Annotated in this window: 13 protein-coding genes, 2 rRNA genes and 2 pseudogenes; 15 read left to right on the top strand and 2 right to left on the bottom strand. The window is 62.3% G+C overall.

The window, feature by feature from the left end:
• Nucleotides 1-291: 291 nt before the first annotated feature.
• From QUE25_RS01570 to QUE25_RS01550, 5 genes and pseudogenes are all read left to right on the top strand, one after another.
• Nucleotides 292-3,382, top strand: a 23S ribosomal RNA gene (locus QUE25_RS01570).
• A 95-nt stretch (nt 3,383-3,477) separates the two neighbouring features.
• Nucleotides 3,478-3,594 (top strand): 5S ribosomal RNA (rrf, locus tag QUE25_RS01565).
• Between the two features lie 320 nt (nt 3,595-3,914).
• Nucleotides 3,915-4,778 (top strand): annotated as a pseudogene (locus tag QUE25_RS01560) (ISL3 family transposase); the annotation flags it as partial.
• Nucleotides 4,779-4,882: 104 nt separating this feature from the next.
• Nucleotides 4,883-6,379 carry an IS1634 family transposase gene (locus QUE25_RS01555; RefSeq protein WP_425332726.1) on the top strand — a complete coding sequence of 499 codons (1,497 nt, stop codon included), beginning with the start codon at nt 4,883-4,885 and terminating at the stop codon, nt 6,377-6,379.
• 15 nt (nt 6,380-6,394) lie between these two features.
• Nucleotides 6,395-7,024: pseudogene (locus tag QUE25_RS01550) on the top strand (ISL3 family transposase); the annotation flags it as partial.
• A 22-nt stretch (nt 7,025-7,046) separates the two neighbouring features.
• On the opposite strand, the gene QUE25_RS01545 reads toward QUE25_RS01550, so the two are convergent.
• Nucleotides 7,047-7,808 (bottom strand): hypothetical protein, encoded by a 762-nt coding sequence (locus tag QUE25_RS01545; RefSeq protein ID WP_286266924.1) that lies wholly within the window; start codon nt 7,806-7,808, stop codon nt 7,047-7,049.
• Between the two features lie 292 nt (nt 7,809-8,100).
• Here QUE25_RS01545 and QUE25_RS01540 point away from each other — a divergent pair, with 292 nt between their 5' ends.
• The 5 genes from QUE25_RS01540 (at nt 8,101) to QUE25_RS01520 (ending at nt 13,108) form a co-directional block, all read left to right on the top strand.
• On the top strand, nt 8,101-8,826 hold the full coding sequence (locus QUE25_RS01540; protein WP_286266922.1) for a VIT1/CCC1 transporter family protein: 726 nt from the start codon (nt 8,101-8,103) through the stop codon (nt 8,824-8,826).
• 208 nt (nt 8,827-9,034) lie between these two features.
• Entirely contained in the window at nt 9,035-10,411 is a 1,377-nt protein-coding gene (locus QUE25_RS01535; RefSeq protein WP_286266920.1) for an ABC transporter permease subunit, read from the top strand.
• Between the two features lie 18 nt (nt 10,412-10,429).
• Nucleotides 10,430-11,407 (top strand): branched-chain amino acid ABC transporter permease, encoded by a 978-nt coding sequence (locus QUE25_RS01530; protein ID WP_286266918.1) that lies wholly within the window; start codon nt 10,430-10,432, stop codon nt 11,405-11,407.
• Nucleotides 11,400-12,365 carry an ABC transporter ATP-binding protein gene (locus tag QUE25_RS01525; RefSeq protein ID WP_286266915.1) on the top strand — a complete coding sequence of 322 codons (966 nt, stop codon included), beginning with the start codon at nt 11,400-11,402 and terminating at the stop codon, nt 12,363-12,365. Before QUE25_RS01530 ends, QUE25_RS01525 begins: the two co-directional genes overlap by 8 nt.
• Nucleotides 12,362-13,108: an ABC transporter ATP-binding protein gene (locus QUE25_RS01520; protein WP_286266913.1), complete on the top strand. Its 747-nt coding sequence runs from the start codon at nt 12,362-12,364 to the stop codon at nt 13,106-13,108. The genes QUE25_RS01525 and QUE25_RS01520 overlap by 4 nt, the downstream gene beginning before the upstream one ends.
• Nucleotides 13,109-13,364: 256 nt before the next feature.
• On the opposite strand, the gene QUE25_RS01515 is transcribed toward QUE25_RS01520, so the two are convergent.
• Nucleotides 13,365-14,639, bottom strand: coding sequence for an ABC transporter substrate-binding protein (locus QUE25_RS01515; RefSeq protein ID WP_286266911.1), 1,275 nt, complete (start codon nt 14,637-14,639; stop codon nt 13,365-13,367).
• Nucleotides 14,640-14,959: 320 nt separating this feature from the next.
• Between QUE25_RS01515 and QUE25_RS01510 the strand changes: the two genes are divergently transcribed.
• The 5 genes from QUE25_RS01510 to QUE25_RS01490 are packed head-to-tail and all read left to right on the top strand — an operon-like array spanning nt 14,960 to nt 18,373.
• Nucleotides 14,960-15,886: a ParA family protein gene (locus tag QUE25_RS01510; RefSeq protein WP_286266910.1), complete on the top strand. Its 927-nt coding sequence runs from the start codon at nt 14,960-14,962 to the stop codon at nt 15,884-15,886.
• Nucleotides 15,871-16,200: a hypothetical protein gene (locus QUE25_RS01505; protein WP_286266908.1), complete on the top strand. Its 330-nt coding sequence runs from the start codon at nt 15,871-15,873 to the stop codon at nt 16,198-16,200. Before QUE25_RS01510 ends, QUE25_RS01505 begins: the two co-directional genes overlap by 16 nt.
• Entirely contained in the window at nt 16,197-17,042 is an 846-nt protein-coding gene (locus QUE25_RS01500; protein WP_286266907.1) for a segregation and condensation protein A, read from the top strand. The genes QUE25_RS01505 and QUE25_RS01500 overlap by 4 nt, the downstream gene beginning before the upstream one ends.
• Nucleotides 17,035-17,649 (top strand): SMC-Scp complex subunit ScpB, encoded by a 615-nt coding sequence (gene scpB, locus QUE25_RS01495; RefSeq protein ID WP_286266906.1) that lies wholly within the window; start codon nt 17,035-17,037, stop codon nt 17,647-17,649. The genes QUE25_RS01500 and scpB overlap by 8 nt, the downstream gene beginning before the upstream one ends.
• Nucleotides 17,630-18,373: a pseudouridine synthase gene (locus tag QUE25_RS01490; RefSeq protein WP_286266905.1), complete on the top strand. Its 744-nt coding sequence runs from the start codon at nt 17,630-17,632 to the stop codon at nt 18,371-18,373. Before scpB ends, QUE25_RS01490 begins: the two co-directional genes overlap by 20 nt.
• The last annotated feature ends 13 nt before the right edge of the window (nt 18,374-18,386 follow it).

Genomic DNA, 18,386 nt, shown 5'->3' with positions numbered 1-18,386 from the left:
ATCACTGTCAGCGTGTTGTTGGTGGTGGTGTGGGCTGTTAGTTGTGGAAGCTTGACTAGTAAAGTTGTCGTGGTCTGCTGATGGTTAGTACTGCCCTTGTGGGGTGTGGAACGTGGTTGGTGGGTTGGGATGGCCTGGGCGCGCTGTTGGGTGTCTGAGGGGTCGGTTGCCTGTGGGTGGCGATTCTTCTGCGGACGCTGATTTGTGGCTGGCCTGTGGGTTGGTTGTGGGTTGGTGGCTCGCCCGTATTTTGAGAACTTCACAGTGGACGCGAGCATCTTTGTAGTGAGTAAACAAGCTACTAAGTGCAATCGGTGGATGCCTAGGCACCAAGAGCCGATGAAGGACGTAGGAACTTGCGATAAGCCTCGGGGAGTTGGTAACCAAACTGTGATCCGGGGATTTCCGAATAGGGAAACCTTGAAGGTACCGGAGTTATGTCCGGCGACCTCTGCCTGAATGTATAGGGCAGTTGGAGGGAACGTGGGGAAGTGAAACATCTTAGTACCCACAGGAAGAGAAAACAATAGTGATTCCGTTAGTAGTGGCGAGCGAACGCGGATGAGGCCAAACCATGTGTGTGTGATAGCTGACAGGTGTTGCATGTGTGGGGTTGTGGGATCGTCTTGATCATACTGTCATGTGGTCGGGGAGTGATAAATGGCTGGGGAAGTGGAAGCATTCTGGGAAGTTGCGGCATAGAAGGTGAAACCCCTGTAGACGTAATTCAGCCACTCTCGGACGAGATCCCAAGTAATGCGGAACTCCTGAAATTCCGCATGAATCTGGCGGGACCACCCGCTAAGCCTAAATACTCCTTGGTGACCGATAGCGGACTAGTACCGTGAGGGAAAGGTGAAAAGTACCCCGGGAGGGGAGTGAAATAGTACCTGAAACCGATTGCATACAATCCGTCGGAGCCCTGTGGGGTGACGGCGTGCCTTTTGAAGAATGAGCCTGCGAGTTAGTGGTGTGTGGCGAGGTTAACCCGTGTGGGGTAGCCGTAGCGAAAGCAAGTCCGAATAGGGCGGTTGAGTCGCATGCTCTAGACCCGAAGCGGTGTGATCTATCCATGGCCAGGGTGAAGCGACGGTAAGACGTCGTGGAGGCCCGAACCGACCAGGGTTGAAAACCTGGCGGATGAGCTGTGGATAGGGGTGAAAGGCCAATCAAACACCGTGATAGCTGGTTCTCCCCGAAATGCATATAGGTGCAGCGTCGCGTGTTTCTTACCGGAGGTAGAGCACTGGATGGTCTAGGGGGCCTATCAGCTTACCGAAATCAGCCAAACTCCGAATGCCGGTAAGTGAGAGCGCGGCAGTGAGACTGCGGGCGATAAGGTTCGTAGTCGAGAGGGAAACAGCCCAGATCATCAGCTAAGGCCCCTAAGCGGTAACTAAGTGGAAAAGGATGTGGAGTTGCGGTGACAACCAGGAGGTTGGCTTGGAAGCAGCCATCCTTGAAAGAGTGCGTAATAGCTCACTGGTCAAGTGATTCTGCGCCGACAATTTAGCGGGGCTCAAGTTATCCGCCGAAGCTGTGGCATTCACATGGTGCCTAGTCCCTTTTGTGGGGTTCAGGTGTGTGGATGGGTAGGGGAGCGTCGGGTGTGCGAGGAAGCGGCGGGGTGACCCAGTCGTGGAGTGCACTCGAGTGAGAATGCAGGCATGAGTAGCGAATGACGGGTGAGAAACCCGTCCGCCGAATATCCAAGGGTTCCAGGGTCAAGCTAATCTGCCCTGGGTAAGTCGGGACCTAAGGCGAGGCCGACAGGCGTAGTCGATGGACAACGGGTTGATATTCCCGTACCGGCGGAGCGACGTCCCTGTTGAGGCGAGTGATGCTAAACACGCGAGACATTCTGTCAGGCCTTCGGGTTTGTGGGGTGTTGAGTCTGTGACCCGAACTTGTAGTAGACAAGCTGCGGAGGGACGCAGGAAGGTAGCCGTACCGGGCGATGGTTGTCCCGGGGTAAGTGTGTAGGGAGTCAGGTAGGTAAATCCGTCTGGCGTGTTCCTGAAGCATGACGCATAGACCGTATGGTCGAATTCGGTGATCCTATGCTGCCTAGAAAATCTTCGTGAGCGAGTTGTGAGCCGCCCGTACCCTAAACCGACACAGGTGGATAGGTAGAGAATACCAAGGCGATCGAGAGAATCGTGGTGAAGGAACTCGGCAAAATACCCCCGTAACTTCGGGATAAGGGGGACCGGAGGGGTGCAAGCCCTGAGGGTCGCAGAGACCACGCCCAAGCGACTGTTTACCAAAAACACAGGTCCGTGCTAAGTTGTAAGACGATGTATACGGACTGACTCCTGCCCGGTGCTGGAAGGTTAAGGGGAAGTGTTAGCTTTTGCGAAGCGCAGAACTTAAGCCCCAGTAAACGGCGGTGGTAACTATAACCATCCTAAGGTAGCGAAATTCCTTGTCGGGTAAGTTCCGACCTGCACGAATGGAGTAACGATTTGGGCACTGTCTCCACCACGAACTCGGCGAAATTGCATTACGAGTAAAGATGCTCGTTACGCGCAGCAGGACGGAAAGACCCCGGGACCTTTACTATAGTTTGGTATTGGTGATCGGGACGACTTGTGTAGGATAGGTGGGAGACGTTGAAGCAGTCACGCCAGTGGTTGTGGAGTCATCGTTGAAATACCACTCTGGTCGTTCTGGTTATCTAACTTTGGACCGTTATCCGGTTCAGGGACAGTGCCTGATGGGTAGTTTGACTGGGGCGGTCGCCTCCTAAAAGGTAACGGAGGCGCCCAAAGGTTCCCTCAGCCTGGTTGGCAATCAGGTGTTGAGTGTAAATGCACAAGGGAGCTTGACTGTGAGACAGACATGTCGAGCAGGGACGAAAGTCGGGATTAGTGATCTTACGGTGGCAGGTGGAAGCGCCGTAACTCAACGGATAAAAGGTACCCCGGGGATAACAGGCTGATCTTGCCCGAGCGCTCACAGCGACGGCATGGTTTGGCACCTCGATGTCGGCTCGTCGCATCCTGGGGCTGGAGTCGGTCCCAAGGGTTGGGCTGTTCGCCCATTAAAGCGGCACGCGAGCTGGGTTCAGAACGTCGTGAGACAGTTCGGTCCCTATCCGCTGCGCGCGTAGGAATCTTGAGAAGAGCTGTCCTTAGTACGAGAGGACCGGGACGGACTAACCTCTGGTGTGCCAGTTGTTCTGCCAAGAGCACGGCTGGTTGGCTACGTTGGGAAGTGATAACCGCTGAAAGCATCTAAGTGGGAAGCACGCTTCAAGATGAGGGTTCCCTCACCGTTAAGGTGGTAAGGTCCCCGGTAGACCACCGGGTTGATAGGTCGGACGTGGAAGTGCAGTAATGCATGGAGCTGACCGATACTAATAGACCGAGGGCTTGTTTCTTCTACAAAGATGTTACGCGTCCACTGTGGAGTATCTGAAAATACGGTCGACGAACCCCCCCGTGCGGGGGTGTTCTCCCGATATTTTCATAGAGTTTCGGTGGCCATAGCGAAAGGGAAACACCCGGTTCCATTCCGAACCCGGAAGTTAAGCCTTTCAGCGCCGATTGTACTGCAGGCGGGAGCCTGTGGGAGACTAGGACGCTGCCGGACAAACAAAACTCCCCTTGAGGACTTCGGTCTTCAAGGGGAGTTTTTTGTGCTCTCTTTTGTGCTCTCTGGGGGCTGTCATCCCTTTCCAGGGAGTCCGTCCCATTCCGGGGAGTCCGTCCCATTCCGGGGAGTCCGTCCCATTCCGGGGAGTCCGTCCCATTCCAGGGAGTCCGTCCCATTCCAGGGACTCGCCTTATGTGGCTCTTCACAATCGAGGGTGTAGGTCCAGGGTGAGCGTGTTCGGCGTGGCGGTCCCGGGATAGGGGTCGAGGTCTTCCGATGATGGGAGCTCTCACACCGCCCGTCTGGAAGACCTCGACATGTCTCACGCTACCTTCGCTGTGCCTGATCTGACCATGTTCTGCCGTCTCGATGGGCTCGGATTGGAAGTCACTGGGCAGCAGGTCGAACCGGATCGCGCGGTCTTGGCCTGCCGGGTCATCGCACCAGATGACTGGTGCCGGCGATGCGGCTGCCAGGGCATGGTGCGGGACACGGTGATCCGTAAGCTCGCGCATCTGCCGTTGGGGTGGCGACCCACGATCTTGTATGTCAGGGTCCGTCGTTATCGGTGTGTCGGGTGTGGGCATGTGTGGCGTCAAGACACCACCGCGGCGGCCGAGCCGCGAGCAAAGCTGTCGAGGGCCGGCCTGCGGTGGGCGTTGGAAGCGATCGTGTGTCAGCACCTGTCGATGGCCCGGGTCGCCGAGGGCTTGCAGGTGTCGTGGAACACCGCCAACGACGCTGTGCTGGCCGAAGGCCACCGCGTGCTGATCGCCGACCCACACCGGTTCGACGGTGTCACCACTGTGGGTGTCGACGAGCACGTGTGGCGCCATACCCGACGCGGCGACAAATATGTCACCGTGATCATCGATCTGACTCCGGTCAGGCAAGACACCGGCTCGGCACGGTTGTTGGACATGATTGAGGGCCGCTCCAAACAGGTGTTCAAGACCTGGCTCGCCGACCGGCCCAAGGCCTGGCGCGACGCCGTCGACGTGGTCGCGATGGACGGCTTCACCGGCTTCAAGACCGCCACCGTCGAGGAGTTACCCGACGCCGCCACCGTCATGGATCCCTTCCACGTCGTGCGGCTGGCCGGGGACGCTTTAGATGGATGCCGCCGACGGATCCAGCACACGCTGCACGGCCACCGAGGCCGCGCGAGCGACCCGCTGTACCCTGACTTGGGCCACGATTCCCGGTTTCGATGTTGATCATGGGATTGGCTAGGTGTGTCGTGTTTGGGGTTGCGCACTAATTGGGGGGTTGTGAAGCTATCAGTGTGGCGTATGTGCGGACGGTGATCACCGGGTCGGGGGCGACGGCTGTTCAGATCGTGTGGAAGTCGGTGCGTGGGTCACGAGATATCGAGCATGTGGGTTCGGCGCATAGCCCGGCCGAGGTCGAGATGTTGAAAGCGTCCGCGGTGCAGCGGATCGCTGCGGGGCAGGACCCGCTGCCGCTGGACCAGCCGGTGGATGATGGGCCCCGGATTCAGGTGGTGGGGATGAGGATGGGCCTGTTGCTCGACGCGATCGCCCAGGTCTATCGCTGGCTGGGTTTGGATAAGGCGAGTGGCGGCGATCTGGTTTTCGAGCATTTGGTGACCGCGCGGATCATCGAACCCTCATCGAAACAAGACGCTGCCCGGGTTCTGGCTGAGGCCGGTGTCGGGTCGATGTCGTATCGCACGGTGAAGCGAAGGCTCCCTACCTTCGCCGAGCCCGCGTTTCGTCGCCGCTTGTCAGGGGCTGTTTCCGCGAGGTCTGATCTGGGTCCCGCGGCCCTGGTTTTATATGATGTGACGACGCTATGGTTCGAAACCGATACCGGTGACGGGTTCCGTGAGCCAGGATTTTCGAAGGAACGCCGCCTGGAGCCACAGATTACTGTCGGGTTGTTGACCGATGCCACTGGCGCCCCGTTGATGATCGAAGCGTTCGAAGGCAACCGCGCCGAGACCAAGACGATGATCCCGTTGATCCGGGGGTTCGTGGAGGCTCACGGGATCGCTGATGTGGTCGTGGTCGCTGATGCCGGGATGATGAGTGAGCAGAACCTGAAAGATATCGAGGATGCCGGCTGGTCGTTCATCGTGGGAGGGAAGATCCCGGAGATCCCGTATGCGATCAGCCAGTGGCGCAAACACCATCCGGACGCTGAGCCGCCCGATCAGCTCGTGGTGTCGCAGAAGCTGGTGCATGGCGTGAAAGCTGATACCCGGCATCGGATGGTGTATTTCCAGTACCGGGCCGCCCGTGCCCGCCGTACCCTGCATGGTGTCGATCAGCAACTCGCGAAAGCCGCGAACGCGGTCGCGGGGAAGGCCCCGGTGAAACGCAACCGGTTCATCACCTTGTCCGGGGCACGTCCGTCGATCAACCGGGAACTGGAGACCAAAGTCCGGACGCTGGCCGGGTGGAAGTCGTATGTGACGAACCTGGACAAGCCGGCCGAGTTCGTGATCGGGGCGTATCACCAGTTGTGGCATGTCGAACACGCGTTCCGGATGTCCAAGAGCGATTTGAAAGCCCGCCCGGTCTACCACCACAAGAAAGAGTCGATCGATGCTCACCTGGCGGTCGTGTTCGCTGCGCTGGCGGTCAGCCACCACATCGAACAAGCCACCGGCTGGACCATCAAACGCTTCGTGCGTACCTTCCGTCAATACCGCGACGTCACCCTCTCGGTCGCCGGTCAGACCATCACCGCGAGCCAGCCCATCCCCGCAGACGAAGCCGACACCCTCACCAAGATCAAAAACTCAGATGCGCACTAAATTGGCCCAAGTCGGGACGTGGTCGCGATGGACGGCTTCACCGGCTTCAAGACCGCCACCGTCGAGGAGTTACCCGACGCCGCCACCGTCATGGATCCCTTCCACGTCGTGCGGCTGGCCGGGGACGCTTTAGATGGATGCCGCCGACGGATCCAGCACACGCTGCACGGCCACCGAGGCCGCGCGAGCGACCCGCTGTACCGAGCCCGCCGCACCCTACACACCGGCGTCGAACTACTCACCACCAAGCAACACGCGCGGCTGAACGCGCTATTCACCGGCGATGATCACGTCGAACTCGAAGCCACCTGGGGCGTGTACCAGGAGATGATCGCCGCCTACCGCGAACCCGAACCCGCCACCGGCCGCACCCGAATGGACAAACTCATCGCGACCATCAGTGCCCGGGTTCCCCGGGCCCTGCAAGAAGTCATCACCCTCGGTCGAACCCTCAAGAAGCGATCCGCCGACATCCTGGCCTACTTCGACCGACCCCACACCTCGAACGGGCCCACCGAAGCGATCAATGGCAGACTGGAACACCTCCGCGGCTCCGCCCTCGGCTTCCAGAACCTCACCCACTACATAGCCCGATCACTACTCGAAACCGGAGGATTCAGACCCCGCCTACACCCTCGATTGTGAAGAGCCCCTTATGTCGTAGTCATCAGCCGCCAGTCGTATTCGAGGTCGGACCCTGCTGGCGCGAGGTGTCTTCGGCCTGAGCTGAAGCCGGTGCCTGAGCAGAGGTGGGCGGGGCGGATGCCTCGGTGGTCGTGCTGGTCGTGGCGGGGTTCGTCGTGCGGGTGGTTGCGGTGCCCGCCGGGCGGGGGGACGAGGTCTGCGTCGCCGCGGGGGACGAGGCTGACGGCAGCTGGGATGTCGTCGGCAAGCTGTCATCGGTGCTGTCGTCTGTTGGATCACTGCGCGATACTTGCTGCTGCAGCTGACCTGTGCCGGTCGACAGCGAGTGCCCGAAGAATGCTTGGATGGCGAAGATGACCCCGAAGGCCAGCACGAACGCGATCAGCGTGGTAACCACGGCGACGTGAATGCGGTGCCGGCGGGTTGCGCTATCAGCCTTCGTGCGCTGACCCTTTGCGTTGCTCTCGCCTTTGGCATGTGTCGCGTCCTTCGACGATTGCGCCGCAGTACCATGCCCGTTCGCAGCCAAGTGGTGGAGCTTTTCCTCGCCGGTACGGAGGGGACGTCGCAACAGTGGCAGTGTGATGCCGGCGACGATACTCACCACGAAGGCGCTCACCACGCTGCCGACCGCGCCCAAGGTGCCGCCCACCACCGCAGCGATCGCCGATGCCAGCCCGCCCGCAAGGATGTCCGAGACCCTGATGCCCCCTTCTTTCACCGCGGGGCGGCTGGTGTCAGTGTTGTCGGCCGAGTCGCTACTCGTCCCACTCGTGCGTGCCACTATCTCGACTCCTTCTGCCGATCAGAGGGGCGCTCCGAGGGGCACCACGCCGACCGGACCTGTTGGGACCTTCTGTCGCCCACAGTAATACCTTCACCTGAGCTGCTTGTGATGGGCCGGTTCGTCACAACAGCAGGTCTCGGTGCCGCCCGGCCGAGGCAGTCGGCGTCACCGGCTACCTCCTGGGGAACAAGCGCGCGATGTCCGGGATTGACCTGACGAGGCCGACCCGGGCACATGCGGGGCATAATTGCACAGGGAGCTCTAACACTGGCAAGCAGAGGAGGACCGCATGGCACGCCCTCGGGCACGTCACCCGCATTCAGGTGAGCAGCACATCGGCTCGGTCGACCAGCGACTCAACTGGCTGCGCGCCGGAGTCCTCGGCGCCAATGACGGAATCGTCTCCACCGCAGGGGTGGTCATCGGTGTTGCCGGCGCCACCAGCCAGCCATTGGCGATCGCGACGGCAGGCATCGCGGCGTTGGTCGCCGGGGCGTTCTCAATGGCGGGTGGCGAATACGTGTCGGTGAGCACGCAGCGCGACACAGAACGTGCGCTGCTGGCCAAAGAGCAGCAGGAACTGAACACCATGCCCGCCGCGGAGCTCCAAGAACTCACCGATATCTACATCGACAGAGGCGTCTCTCCCGATGTGGCAGCGTTGGTGGCCAAGGACCTGACCGCCCATAACGCTCTCCAGGCCCATGCCGATGCCGAGCTCGGGATCGACCCCGACGACCTCACCAATCCGTGGGCCGCGGCCATCTCGTCGCTGACCGCCTTCAGCCTCGGCGCGATGATCCCCCTCATCGCGATCGTGCTGCCCGTCAGTCACGCGGAGTGGATCTGCGTGGCCGCGGTCGTCATCGCGCTCGCCGTGACCGGCTGGGTCAGTGCCCGGCTGGGCGGCGCACCGGCGGGGCCGGCGTTACTGCGCAACATCGGTATGGGGCTGCTGACCATGGCTGTCACCTTCGGGGTGGGGCACCTTTTCGGCACCGCAGTCGGTATCTGATCGGACCGCCGAGCACATCCGGGCCGTCGCCGGCACTTTGACCAGCCCCCGAAAGCGGCCACGCTGGTCGAAAGAAACATGGCGGGAAGAGCACCGTAACACCCCTGTGATGAATGGCTCCTAGCATTCCAGTGGTTGGTGAGCCTTTTAACACCCCTGACTGAGGAAACCCAACCGGTGTCGATTGTCCATATCCGGGAGATCAAACATGGCCCCAACTGTTCGCAATAGGATTGCATTCCTAAGCATCATTTCGGCCTTGGTGTTCGCGGTCTGTGGACTCATTGCCGCTTCGCCTGCCCGCGCTGCCGCAGACACCATCCGGGTGACGGTCACTTATGAAGGTCAGCCCGTCCCAGGGGTGGACGTCGTGGTGAGCGGCACATCGGGGGATTCCTCGGGGACGACCGACGCAGCCGGTCGTATCGAACTCGAAGTGTCCGGAACGGGCCTGTACACGATCGCGGTGGATCCTGCCACCCTTCCCGAGGGAGTTCCGGCTCCGAGTGCGCCGCTGGAGTTCAACAAGATCTCATCCGGATCCTCGTTCGTGGTGTTGAAGCTCGGCGAGGACGCAACGACGGGATCATCGGCATCCAGTCCGTCCAGCTCAGCATCCTCGGCATCAGCCAGTCCCACACCGGGCGGCACCGATACATCTGGGACCGGCAATGGCGAGGCGACCACCCAGGACACCGGCTCCTTCGGACACCAGCTCGCGACCAAGGTGGTACGCGGGGTCATCTTCGGCCTCATACTTGCGCTCGCGGCCATCGGTGTCTCACTGATCTACGGCACGACCGGGCTCAACAACTTCGCACACGGCGAATTGGTCAGCTTCGGTGGCTTCGTCGCCTACGTCGCGATGACCTCGTCCGCGGGAATGAACGGTTGGGCGGCCATGCTGCTCGCGCTGATGGCCGGCGCCGGGTTCGGCTGGCTGCAGAATGCGACGATCTGGCATCCGTTGCGCAAGAAGCGTGTGGGTCTCATCCAGATCATGATTGTCTCCATCGGCCTATCCCTGTTGCTGCGCTATATCTACGCCTTCATCTTCGGCCCGAACCGCCTGGTGATGCCGCAATCGTTCGACGCCGTGGCCACCCCGTTCGGGGTGCCGGTGAGCTACTGGGGCCTTTGGGGTTCGGTGCTGTGCCTGGTGCTGTTGGCAGCCGTGGTTCTGATTCTTGAACGAACCCGTTTGGGGAAGTCGATTCGAGCAGTCGCCGACAACAAGATGCTGGCTGCTACTGCCGGCATCGCCGTCGAACGCGTAATCCTCATGGTGTGGATGGGTGGAGCCGCGCTTGCCGCCGTCTCGGGCGTGCTCGTGGCCTTCTACCAGACCCTGAGCTTCCAGGGTGGTGCGCAGATCCTCCTCCTGATCTTCGCTGCCGTAACGCTGGGTGGTTTGGGATCGGCCTACGGAGCCCTCGTCGGCGCACTCATCCTCAGCCTGTTCGTCGAACTGTCGACCTTCATCATCCCAACCTCGATGAAGAACGTCGCGGCGATGATCGTCATGATCGCAATCCTGCTGATCAGACCTAGCGGCATCCTAGGCAAGGCACAACGGGTCGGCTGAGGCCAGGAAGGAACGATGATGAACTGGAACTTCCTATGGGTGGCGCTCAGTGAACTGATCACACCCCAGACGGCAGCCTACGCACTGGCCGCACTGGGCCTGGCGGTTCACTTCGGCTACACGGGGTTGCTGAACTTCGGCCAGGCCGGCTTCATGGCGGTGGGTGGCTATGCCTTCGCCATGTGCGCCGTCACCTTCAACCAGCCGTTCTGGGTCTGTATCCTCGCTGCGGTCCTCGGCTCCGTGCTGCTGGCCCTCCTGCTCGGCGTCCCGACCCTGCGGCTGCGGGCCGACTACCTGTCGATCGTCACCATCGGTACTGCTGAGATCGTCCGGCTGGTCGTCCGATCGCCGGAAATGGGTACCTGGACCGGGGGATCAACCGGCATCAACCGGTCGGGCGCCAGCTTCTTCGCGATGAATCCGCTTCCGGACGACCTTTCGTGGACGCTGGGAACGATCCGCTACAACTCGGACGCAATCTGGGTGCGTCTGGTCGCCTGGACCGTGGTGGTGCTGGCCGGACTGTTCGTCTGGCAGATCATGCGCTCGCCTTGGGGTCGGGTCGTGACGGGCATCCGCGAGAACGAGGACGCGGTACGCGCGCTCGGCAAGAACGTATTCGCCTACAAGATGCAGGTGCTCGTGATCGGTGGAGTGCTGGCCGGGGTGGGCGCGATATTCGCGATCATGCCGACCTCGCTGCAGCCGGACAACTACGGAACGCAGACGACATTCTTCTTGTGGGCAATCCTGCTGCTCGGTGGCGCCGCCACAGTCCTCGGTCCGATCGTCGGGGCGATGATCTTCTGGGCGCTGCTGGCACTCACCGACGGCATTGTCGCGGCGGGCGTCTCAACAGGTGTCCTGCCGATCACCACGCTGCAGTCCGGTCAGATTCGCTACATGATGGTTGGTCTGGCGATCATGCTGCTCGTCATCTTCCGCCCCCAGGGGATTTTCGGACGCAAGTCGGAGGTTTTGTTCAATGGCTGACGATATTGCAGCTGAGCGCGCGTCCCTGGATGAGACCGCGATCGAGGAATCCGCCGCCGACGCCTACCCGCTACCCGATCCGCTGTGGAAGGGTGACATCGGGCCGGGATGTGCGAAGGTCGATCCGATTCTCATCGCCGACAGCGTGCGCAAGACCTTCGGTGGCCTGGTGGCAGTCGATGTCGAGCACGTCGAGATCCCGCGCCACGCCATCACGGCACTCATCGGACCGAATGGCGCCGGCAAGACCACCTTCTTCAACCTGTTGACCGGCTTCGACAAGCCGGACAGCGGAAGCTGGGAGTTCGACGGCACCGACCTGGCCGGGGTCCCCGCGTGGAAGATCGCGCGCCGAGGGGAGGTCCGCACATTCCAGCTCACGAAGGCGTTCGGCGGACTCAGCGTGATCGACTCGATGAAGCTTGGCGCCCGTGACCAGCTCGGCGAAAGCTTCTGGGCCTGCCTCATCCCGCCCTTGTGGAGGGCGCAGGAACGCGGCATTGAGGAACGCGCCCTGGAGCTGCTCAAGCAGTTCAAGCTCTACGAGAAGCGCGACGACCTCGCCCTGTCGATGTCCGGCGGTCAGCGCAAGCTGCTCGAGATGGCTCGGGCGCTGATGTCGGCCCCCCAACTCGTCATGCTCGACGAACCGATGGCGGGCGTCAACCCCGCCCTCACACAGTCGCTGCTGGGGCACATCGTGCGCCTCAAGCAGCAGGGCATGACGGTCGTCTTCGTCGAGCACGACATGCACATGGTGCAGGCGATCGCAGACTGGGTGGTGGTGATGGCGGAGGGTCGTGTCGTCGCCGAGGGCAAGCCCACCGAAGTCATGAAGGACCCGGTCGTTGTGGACGCCTATCTGGGCGCCAACATGGATCGCGACCTCGGAGAGGTCGTCAAGGAGATCCGCGCCAGCTACGCCGCATCGCGGCCCGAAGGGGGATCCGCCCAGTGACCACCACTCCTCAGCCGGTCCTGAAGGTCGAGAACCTGGTCGCCGGCTACGTTCCCGAGGTCAACATTCTCAACGGCACGAACGCCTACGTCGGCAAGGGTGAGCTCGTAGGGATCATCGGACCCAACGGCGCAGGCAAGTCGACCCTGCTCAAAGCCATCTTCGGGCTGGTGACGATCCGATCTGGCTTCGTGACACTCAACGGAAAAGACATCACCGGGCTGCGGGCCAACCGGCTGGTCAGCAAGGGAGTCGGCTTCGTTCCGCAGACGGAGAACGTCTTCGAGAGTCTCACTATTGCCGAGAATCTCCAGATGGGCTGCTATCAGAACCCGAGCCTGTACCCGAGTCGCCTCGATTTCGTTGTCACGCTGTTCCCCGAACTCAAGAAGCGGCTCGGCCAGCGCGCTGGCTCGCTGTCCGGCGGGGAGCGTCAGATGGTGGCGATGTCGAGGGCGCTGATGATGGATCCCCACGTGCTCCTGCTGGACGAGCCGTCGGCCGGGCTCTCCCCGGTACGTCAGGACGAGACCTTCTTGAATGTCGCCCGCATCAATGCCGCGGGCGTCTCGGTGATGATGGTTGAGCAGAACGCGCGTCGATGCCTGCAGATCTGTGATCGCGGCTACGTCCTCGACATGGGGCGCGATGCTTACGTCAACACCGGGCACGAACTGCTCAACGACCCGAATGTGATCCAGCTCTACCTGGGTACTCTCGCTGCAGATCACAAGGCCGGCTAACTCTCAGAAGTCTGGTTGATCCCTGTCGGATTGACCCCTCGGACGCCCCTCTTGCGCGGTCTCCTGACCGTTCGGGGGGCGTCTTTGTGGTCCGCGTCTTTGTGGTCCTTGGCGTGGCGGCGTGGTCCTTGACGCGGCACGGATCTGCCTGCGCGGCAGTGAGGGTGTTTCGTCCGTGGACAGACAATCACTCCGGGCCCCGGCGAGGCTCGCACCTCAACCGGAACCCGGAGTGATCGAAATGAGACAGCAGACCTCAGCTGAGGGTGCCTGACACCTGGTCAACCCAGGCGGACTCGTTGCCGGCGCTGTACTTGTAGATCGAGATGGTTGCCTCGGTCACATCGCCGTTCGCATCGAAGGTGATCGGGCCGGACAGCCCGTCGTAGTCGATGTCGGTACCGGAAGCCAGCAGCTCGGCGCAGTCACCGAAGGTGGTGCACTTGGTGCCACCCTCCGAAACCGACTGCAGGTTGTCCCTGATGGTCTGGCCATCGGTAGCTCCACCCTGCAGCGCTGCGAGCGCTGTCAGGACGGTGGCGTCGTAGGCCTCCGCAGCATAGCTGAAGACGTTCAGCGGGCTTGCTCCCTGGGAAGCGACGAGCTCCTGCAGTCTGGCCTGGAAGTCGTCGGTGGCCTTGACGCCGGGGCTCGTGAACTGGGCACCCGCGATGTCGGGCTGATCACCGGGCGCCAGCTGACCGTAGTTGCCATCGGTACCGTACAGGTTCGCGAAGTCGAAACCCTCGGTCGCCAGGTTGGAGAAGATGATCTTGGATTCCTCGAATCCGATCACCGCGACGGCATCGGGGCTCTGAGCGAGCACCTGGCCGACTTCCGAGGTGAAGTTGGAGGCCGACGGATCGTAGGTGATGTTCGAGGAAACAGTGGCCCCACCGGCTTCGAGGGTCTTGACGAGGTTCTGGGCCAGGCCAATGCCGTACGGGTCGTTCATGTACAGGACGCCGACCTTGGTCTTGCCGTCCTCCAGGATCTTGTTTCCGAGGATCTGGCCCTGCAGGACGTCCGATGGCGCGGTCCGCCAGTAATACCCGTCGTCGTCGTAGTCCGTGAAGTCGGGCGACGTATTCGCCGGCGAGATCTGAACAACGCCCGCACCGGTGATCTGGTCGATGATCGTCATCGAGACACCGGACGACGCAGCTCCGACGATCGCGGACATTCCCTGGGACAGCAGCGAAGTCGCCGACTGGGTGGCGATGTTGGTTGTCGTATCGCCGGAGTCCGTGTGGGTGACCTGGACGGACAAGCCCTGCGCCGCATCGTTGATGTCCTTGACGGCCAGGTCCACGCCGGCGATCTCGGGCGGGCCGAGAGTTGCCAGCGAGCCGGTCTGGGGGAAGATGGTGCCGACCTTTAGGTCCAGATCACCGGCGGCGCCGGTGGGTGAGGAACCCCCGGAGGTCTCTCCACCAGAACAGGCCGAGAGCGCGAGCGCCGCGATCCCTGCGACCGCGGTCGTGCGAAGGATTGCCGAGCGGGTTGATACCCGGCGTCGTTGGATATTCATGGGCGACTCCTGCGTTTGCGTATGAGCAAGCCACACGTGATTGTGTCTTTTCGCAGGACGCTAGGTCCCGTTTGTTACGGCCACGCAAAAATCAGTCGCGCCCTCCATGACGAAATGGACACAAAATGGAAACCGCGGGTTTATCGAGCATGGGCGTCCTGCCGGGTGACTCAAGAAGAGACCGACCCAGCATCTGGCTCAACTGTGGAGCCCTTGTCGAGACTCTGGGCGCCATTCGGGCGAGTCGGCGGCCGGGAGGCCGGCCGAGGGGACATGTCGACTAATCTTGGCTCGTCACCCGGCCTGTAAGGAGCACCTGCATGAACAACCGATCAACGCGGGCAGACGATGGGCTGTTCGAGGTCGAGACCTCCGAGGATGTCGAGCCTGTCGAACCAGAATCTGAGCTCGGACCGACCGGGCGTCCGCTGCCTGATCTGCCCGAGCCGACGCCTCCGGAGCCCGGGCCCAAGCACGCGATCATCATCTCGATGACCAATCAGAAGGGTGGCGTCGGCAAGACGACGAGCACCATCAACCTGGGCGCCGCGCTGGCAGAAACCGGACGCCGCGTTCTCCTGGTCGACTTCGATCCGCAGGGTTCGCTGTCGGTGGGGCTCGGCGTGAACCCGCACAACCTCGACCAGTCGATCTACAACCTGTTGCTCAGCCGTGAGTACTCGTTCGACGAGATCGTGCTGTCCACCGCGACCGAAGGCATGGATCTGCTGCCGGCCAATATCGATCTGTCGGCGGCCGAAGTGCAGTTGGTCAGCGAAGTCGCCCGGGAACAAAGCCTGAAGCGGGTGCTCGATCGGATACGCGACCGCTACGACTTCATCCTCATCGATTGTGCGCCGTCGCTGGGTCTGCTGACGGTCAATGCGCTGACCGCCTCCGACAAGGTCATCATTCCGCTCGAATGCGAGTTCTTCGCGTTGCGCGGTGTTGCCTTGCTGACCGATACGATCTCGAAGGTCATCGACAGGCTCAATCCCGATCTGGAGATGATCGGGATTCTCGCGACCATGTACGACTCCCGCACGCTGCACAGCCGTGAGGTGCTCCAGCGAGTATTGGAGGCCTTCGGGGACAGCGTCTTCCATACCGTCATCCGCCGCACCGTGAAGTTCCCCGAGACCACCGTCGCAGGTGAACCGATCACCAGCTACGCGCCCACCTCTCCCGGCGCCGAGGCCTACCGGATGCTCGCGAGGGAGGTGCTCGTTCGATGCCACGCCGGGTGAGTCTGCCGGGCGCGGACGAGCTGTTCCGCGGCCAGGCCGAGACCCCCATGCCGGACGTCCCCGCGTCCGCTTCGCCGCCACCGATGAAAGTGCCGGCCGGTCCGACCGGCCGGATCCGCCACGATGAGAAGATCACCGTGTACGTCAGCACCGAAGAACTGCTCAACCTAGAGCAGATTCGGTTGCGGTTGCGGGCCGAGTACGGCATCAATGTCGACCGCGGGCGGCTGGTCCGCGTGGCCATCGGCATGCTGGCCGATGAGCTCCAAACAGGCGGTGACGACTCAGCTGCGCTGCAACGGCTGCAGCAATGACCAGCCCCCAGCCGGCCTCGGAACCCGACGGCTCATTCCTGCTCCGCCTGACCAACTTCGAGGGGCCGTTCGACCTGCTCCTTCAGCTGATCGGACGCCGGCAGCTGGACATCACCGAGGTCGCCCTCAGCCAGGTCACCGACGAGTTCATCGCGCATGTCAAGGTGGGAGGCGAGGTCTGGGACCTGGAGCAGACCTCGTCCTTCCTGGTGGTCGCGGCGACGCTGCTCGATCTCAAGGCCGCCCGGCTGCTGCCCAGCGGCGAAGTGGAGGACCAGGACGATCTGGCCGTGCTCGAAGCACGAGACCTGCTTTTCGCCAGGCTCCTGCAATACCGCGCCTACAAGCAGATCTCCGCCTGGTTCGCCGACCGGATGGCCGCCGAGGCATTGGTCCGGTCGCGTCCGGGGGGACTGGAGGACCAGTTCCGCCGGCTGCTACCGGAGGTCACCATCCCCGGCGGGCCCGCGCGGCTGGCGAAGCTCGCAGAGCGCGCCTTCACCCGTGAGGCCGAACAGCAGATGCCGCTGTCGCAGCTGCATCTACCGCAGATCAGCGTGGCTGCGCAGGCCGGCATCATCGCGGCGCGGATGCGCGCAGCGCGCACGCTGACCTTCCGCGCATTGACGCAGGACGCCACCAGGCTGGAGTGCGTCGCGAGATTCCTGGCACTCCTCGAACTGTTCCGCCAAGCCCAGGTGAGTTTCGAACAGCTGAGCCCGCTGGGTGAACTCACCATCCGCTGGACCGGGCAGGAGTCGGGTGAGATCGAGATCTCCGACGAGTTCGATCTGCCCGCCGTCCAGGACAATCAGGAGAGGACACCAGAGCCGAATGAGTGAGATCACCGAAGCAGCCACTGGCGTACAACCCGAGCTGGAGGCTTTGCTGCTGCTGGCTACCGAGCCGCTGCCCGTCGTCGTGCTGGCTGAGACCGTGCGGCAGCCCGAGTCCGTCGTCACCGAGGCGCTGGTGGATCTGAAGGACTTCTATGACCGCACCGGGCGGGGTTTCCAGCTGCGTGAGGTCGCAGGGGGCTGGCAGTACGCGACGCGTCCGGAGCAGGCCGATCTGATCTCCCGCTGGGTCGTCGAGGGCCTGCAGAACAGGCTCAGCCAGGCGTCCATGGAGACGCTCGCGGTGATCGCCTACTCGCAGCCGGTCGCCCGTTCGCGGGTCTCGGCCGTGCGCGGGGTCAACGTGGACGGCGTGGTGCGCACGCTGATCGCGCGAGGCCTGATCGCCGAGCAGGACCGCGACGAGAGCACCGGCGCCGGGTTGCTGTGCACGACCGACTATTTCCTTGAGCGGCTCGGGCTGGCTAGTCTGGATGATCTGCCACCGATAGCCCCGCATCTGCCTGAGGCTGCCGACCTGGCCGCTGAATTGTCAGCCCTGGCAATCATTCCCGACAACGTGGAGAAGACTGATGACCGACGACCCAACTGAAGGCCTGCGCCTGCAGAAGGCGCTCGCGCAAGCGGGCGTAGCCAGCCGACGGGCGAGCGAGGAGCTGATCGCCGAGGGACGCGTCGAGGTCAACGGCAGGGTTATCACCGAGCAGGGGACCCGCGTCGATCCGGAACGGGATGTCATCCGGGTGGACGGCTCCCGCATTCCGCCGCCCCGGCGCCACCTCTACCTCGTGCTCAACAAGCCGCGAGGTGTCATCTCGACGATGGACGATCCGCAGGGCCGGCCCAGCCTCCAGCAGTACGTGCCCCGGCATCAGCGGCTCTTCCATGTCGGGCGTCTGGACACCGACACCGACGGTCTGCTGATCCTGACCAACGACGGTGAGTTCGCCAACCAGCTGGCCCATCCCAGTCATGAGGTGCCGAAGACCTACCTCGTGGAGGTCGAGGGTCTGCTCGACAACAAGACTCTGCGCCGCCTGGAGAAGGGCGTCACCTTGGAGGACGGCCCGATCAAGGCCGACAAGCTGAAGCTGGTTCAGCGCGCCGCCTCGCGCAGCCTCGTCCAGATCACGCTGCATTCGGGACGCAACCGCATCGTGCGCCGGATGATGGACGCCGTCGGGCATCCGGTGCGTCAACTGTCCCGCATCGCGATCGGCCCGGTGCGACTCGGACAGTTGCAGTCCGGGCAAACCCGCGAGTTGACGCAAGCCGAGCTGGGTGCGCTGCTGGATGTCATTGACCACCAGGGATGAGCTGGTTATCAGG

It is taken from the genome of Brooklawnia propionicigenes, from assembly GCF_030297015.1.
Classification (GTDB): Bacteria; Actinomycetota; Actinomycetes; order Propionibacteriales; family Propionibacteriaceae; genus Brooklawnia; species Brooklawnia propionicigenes.
The sequence above is the reverse complement of the archived record's forward strand: the minus strand, read 5'-3'. Positions and strand labels throughout refer to the sequence as shown.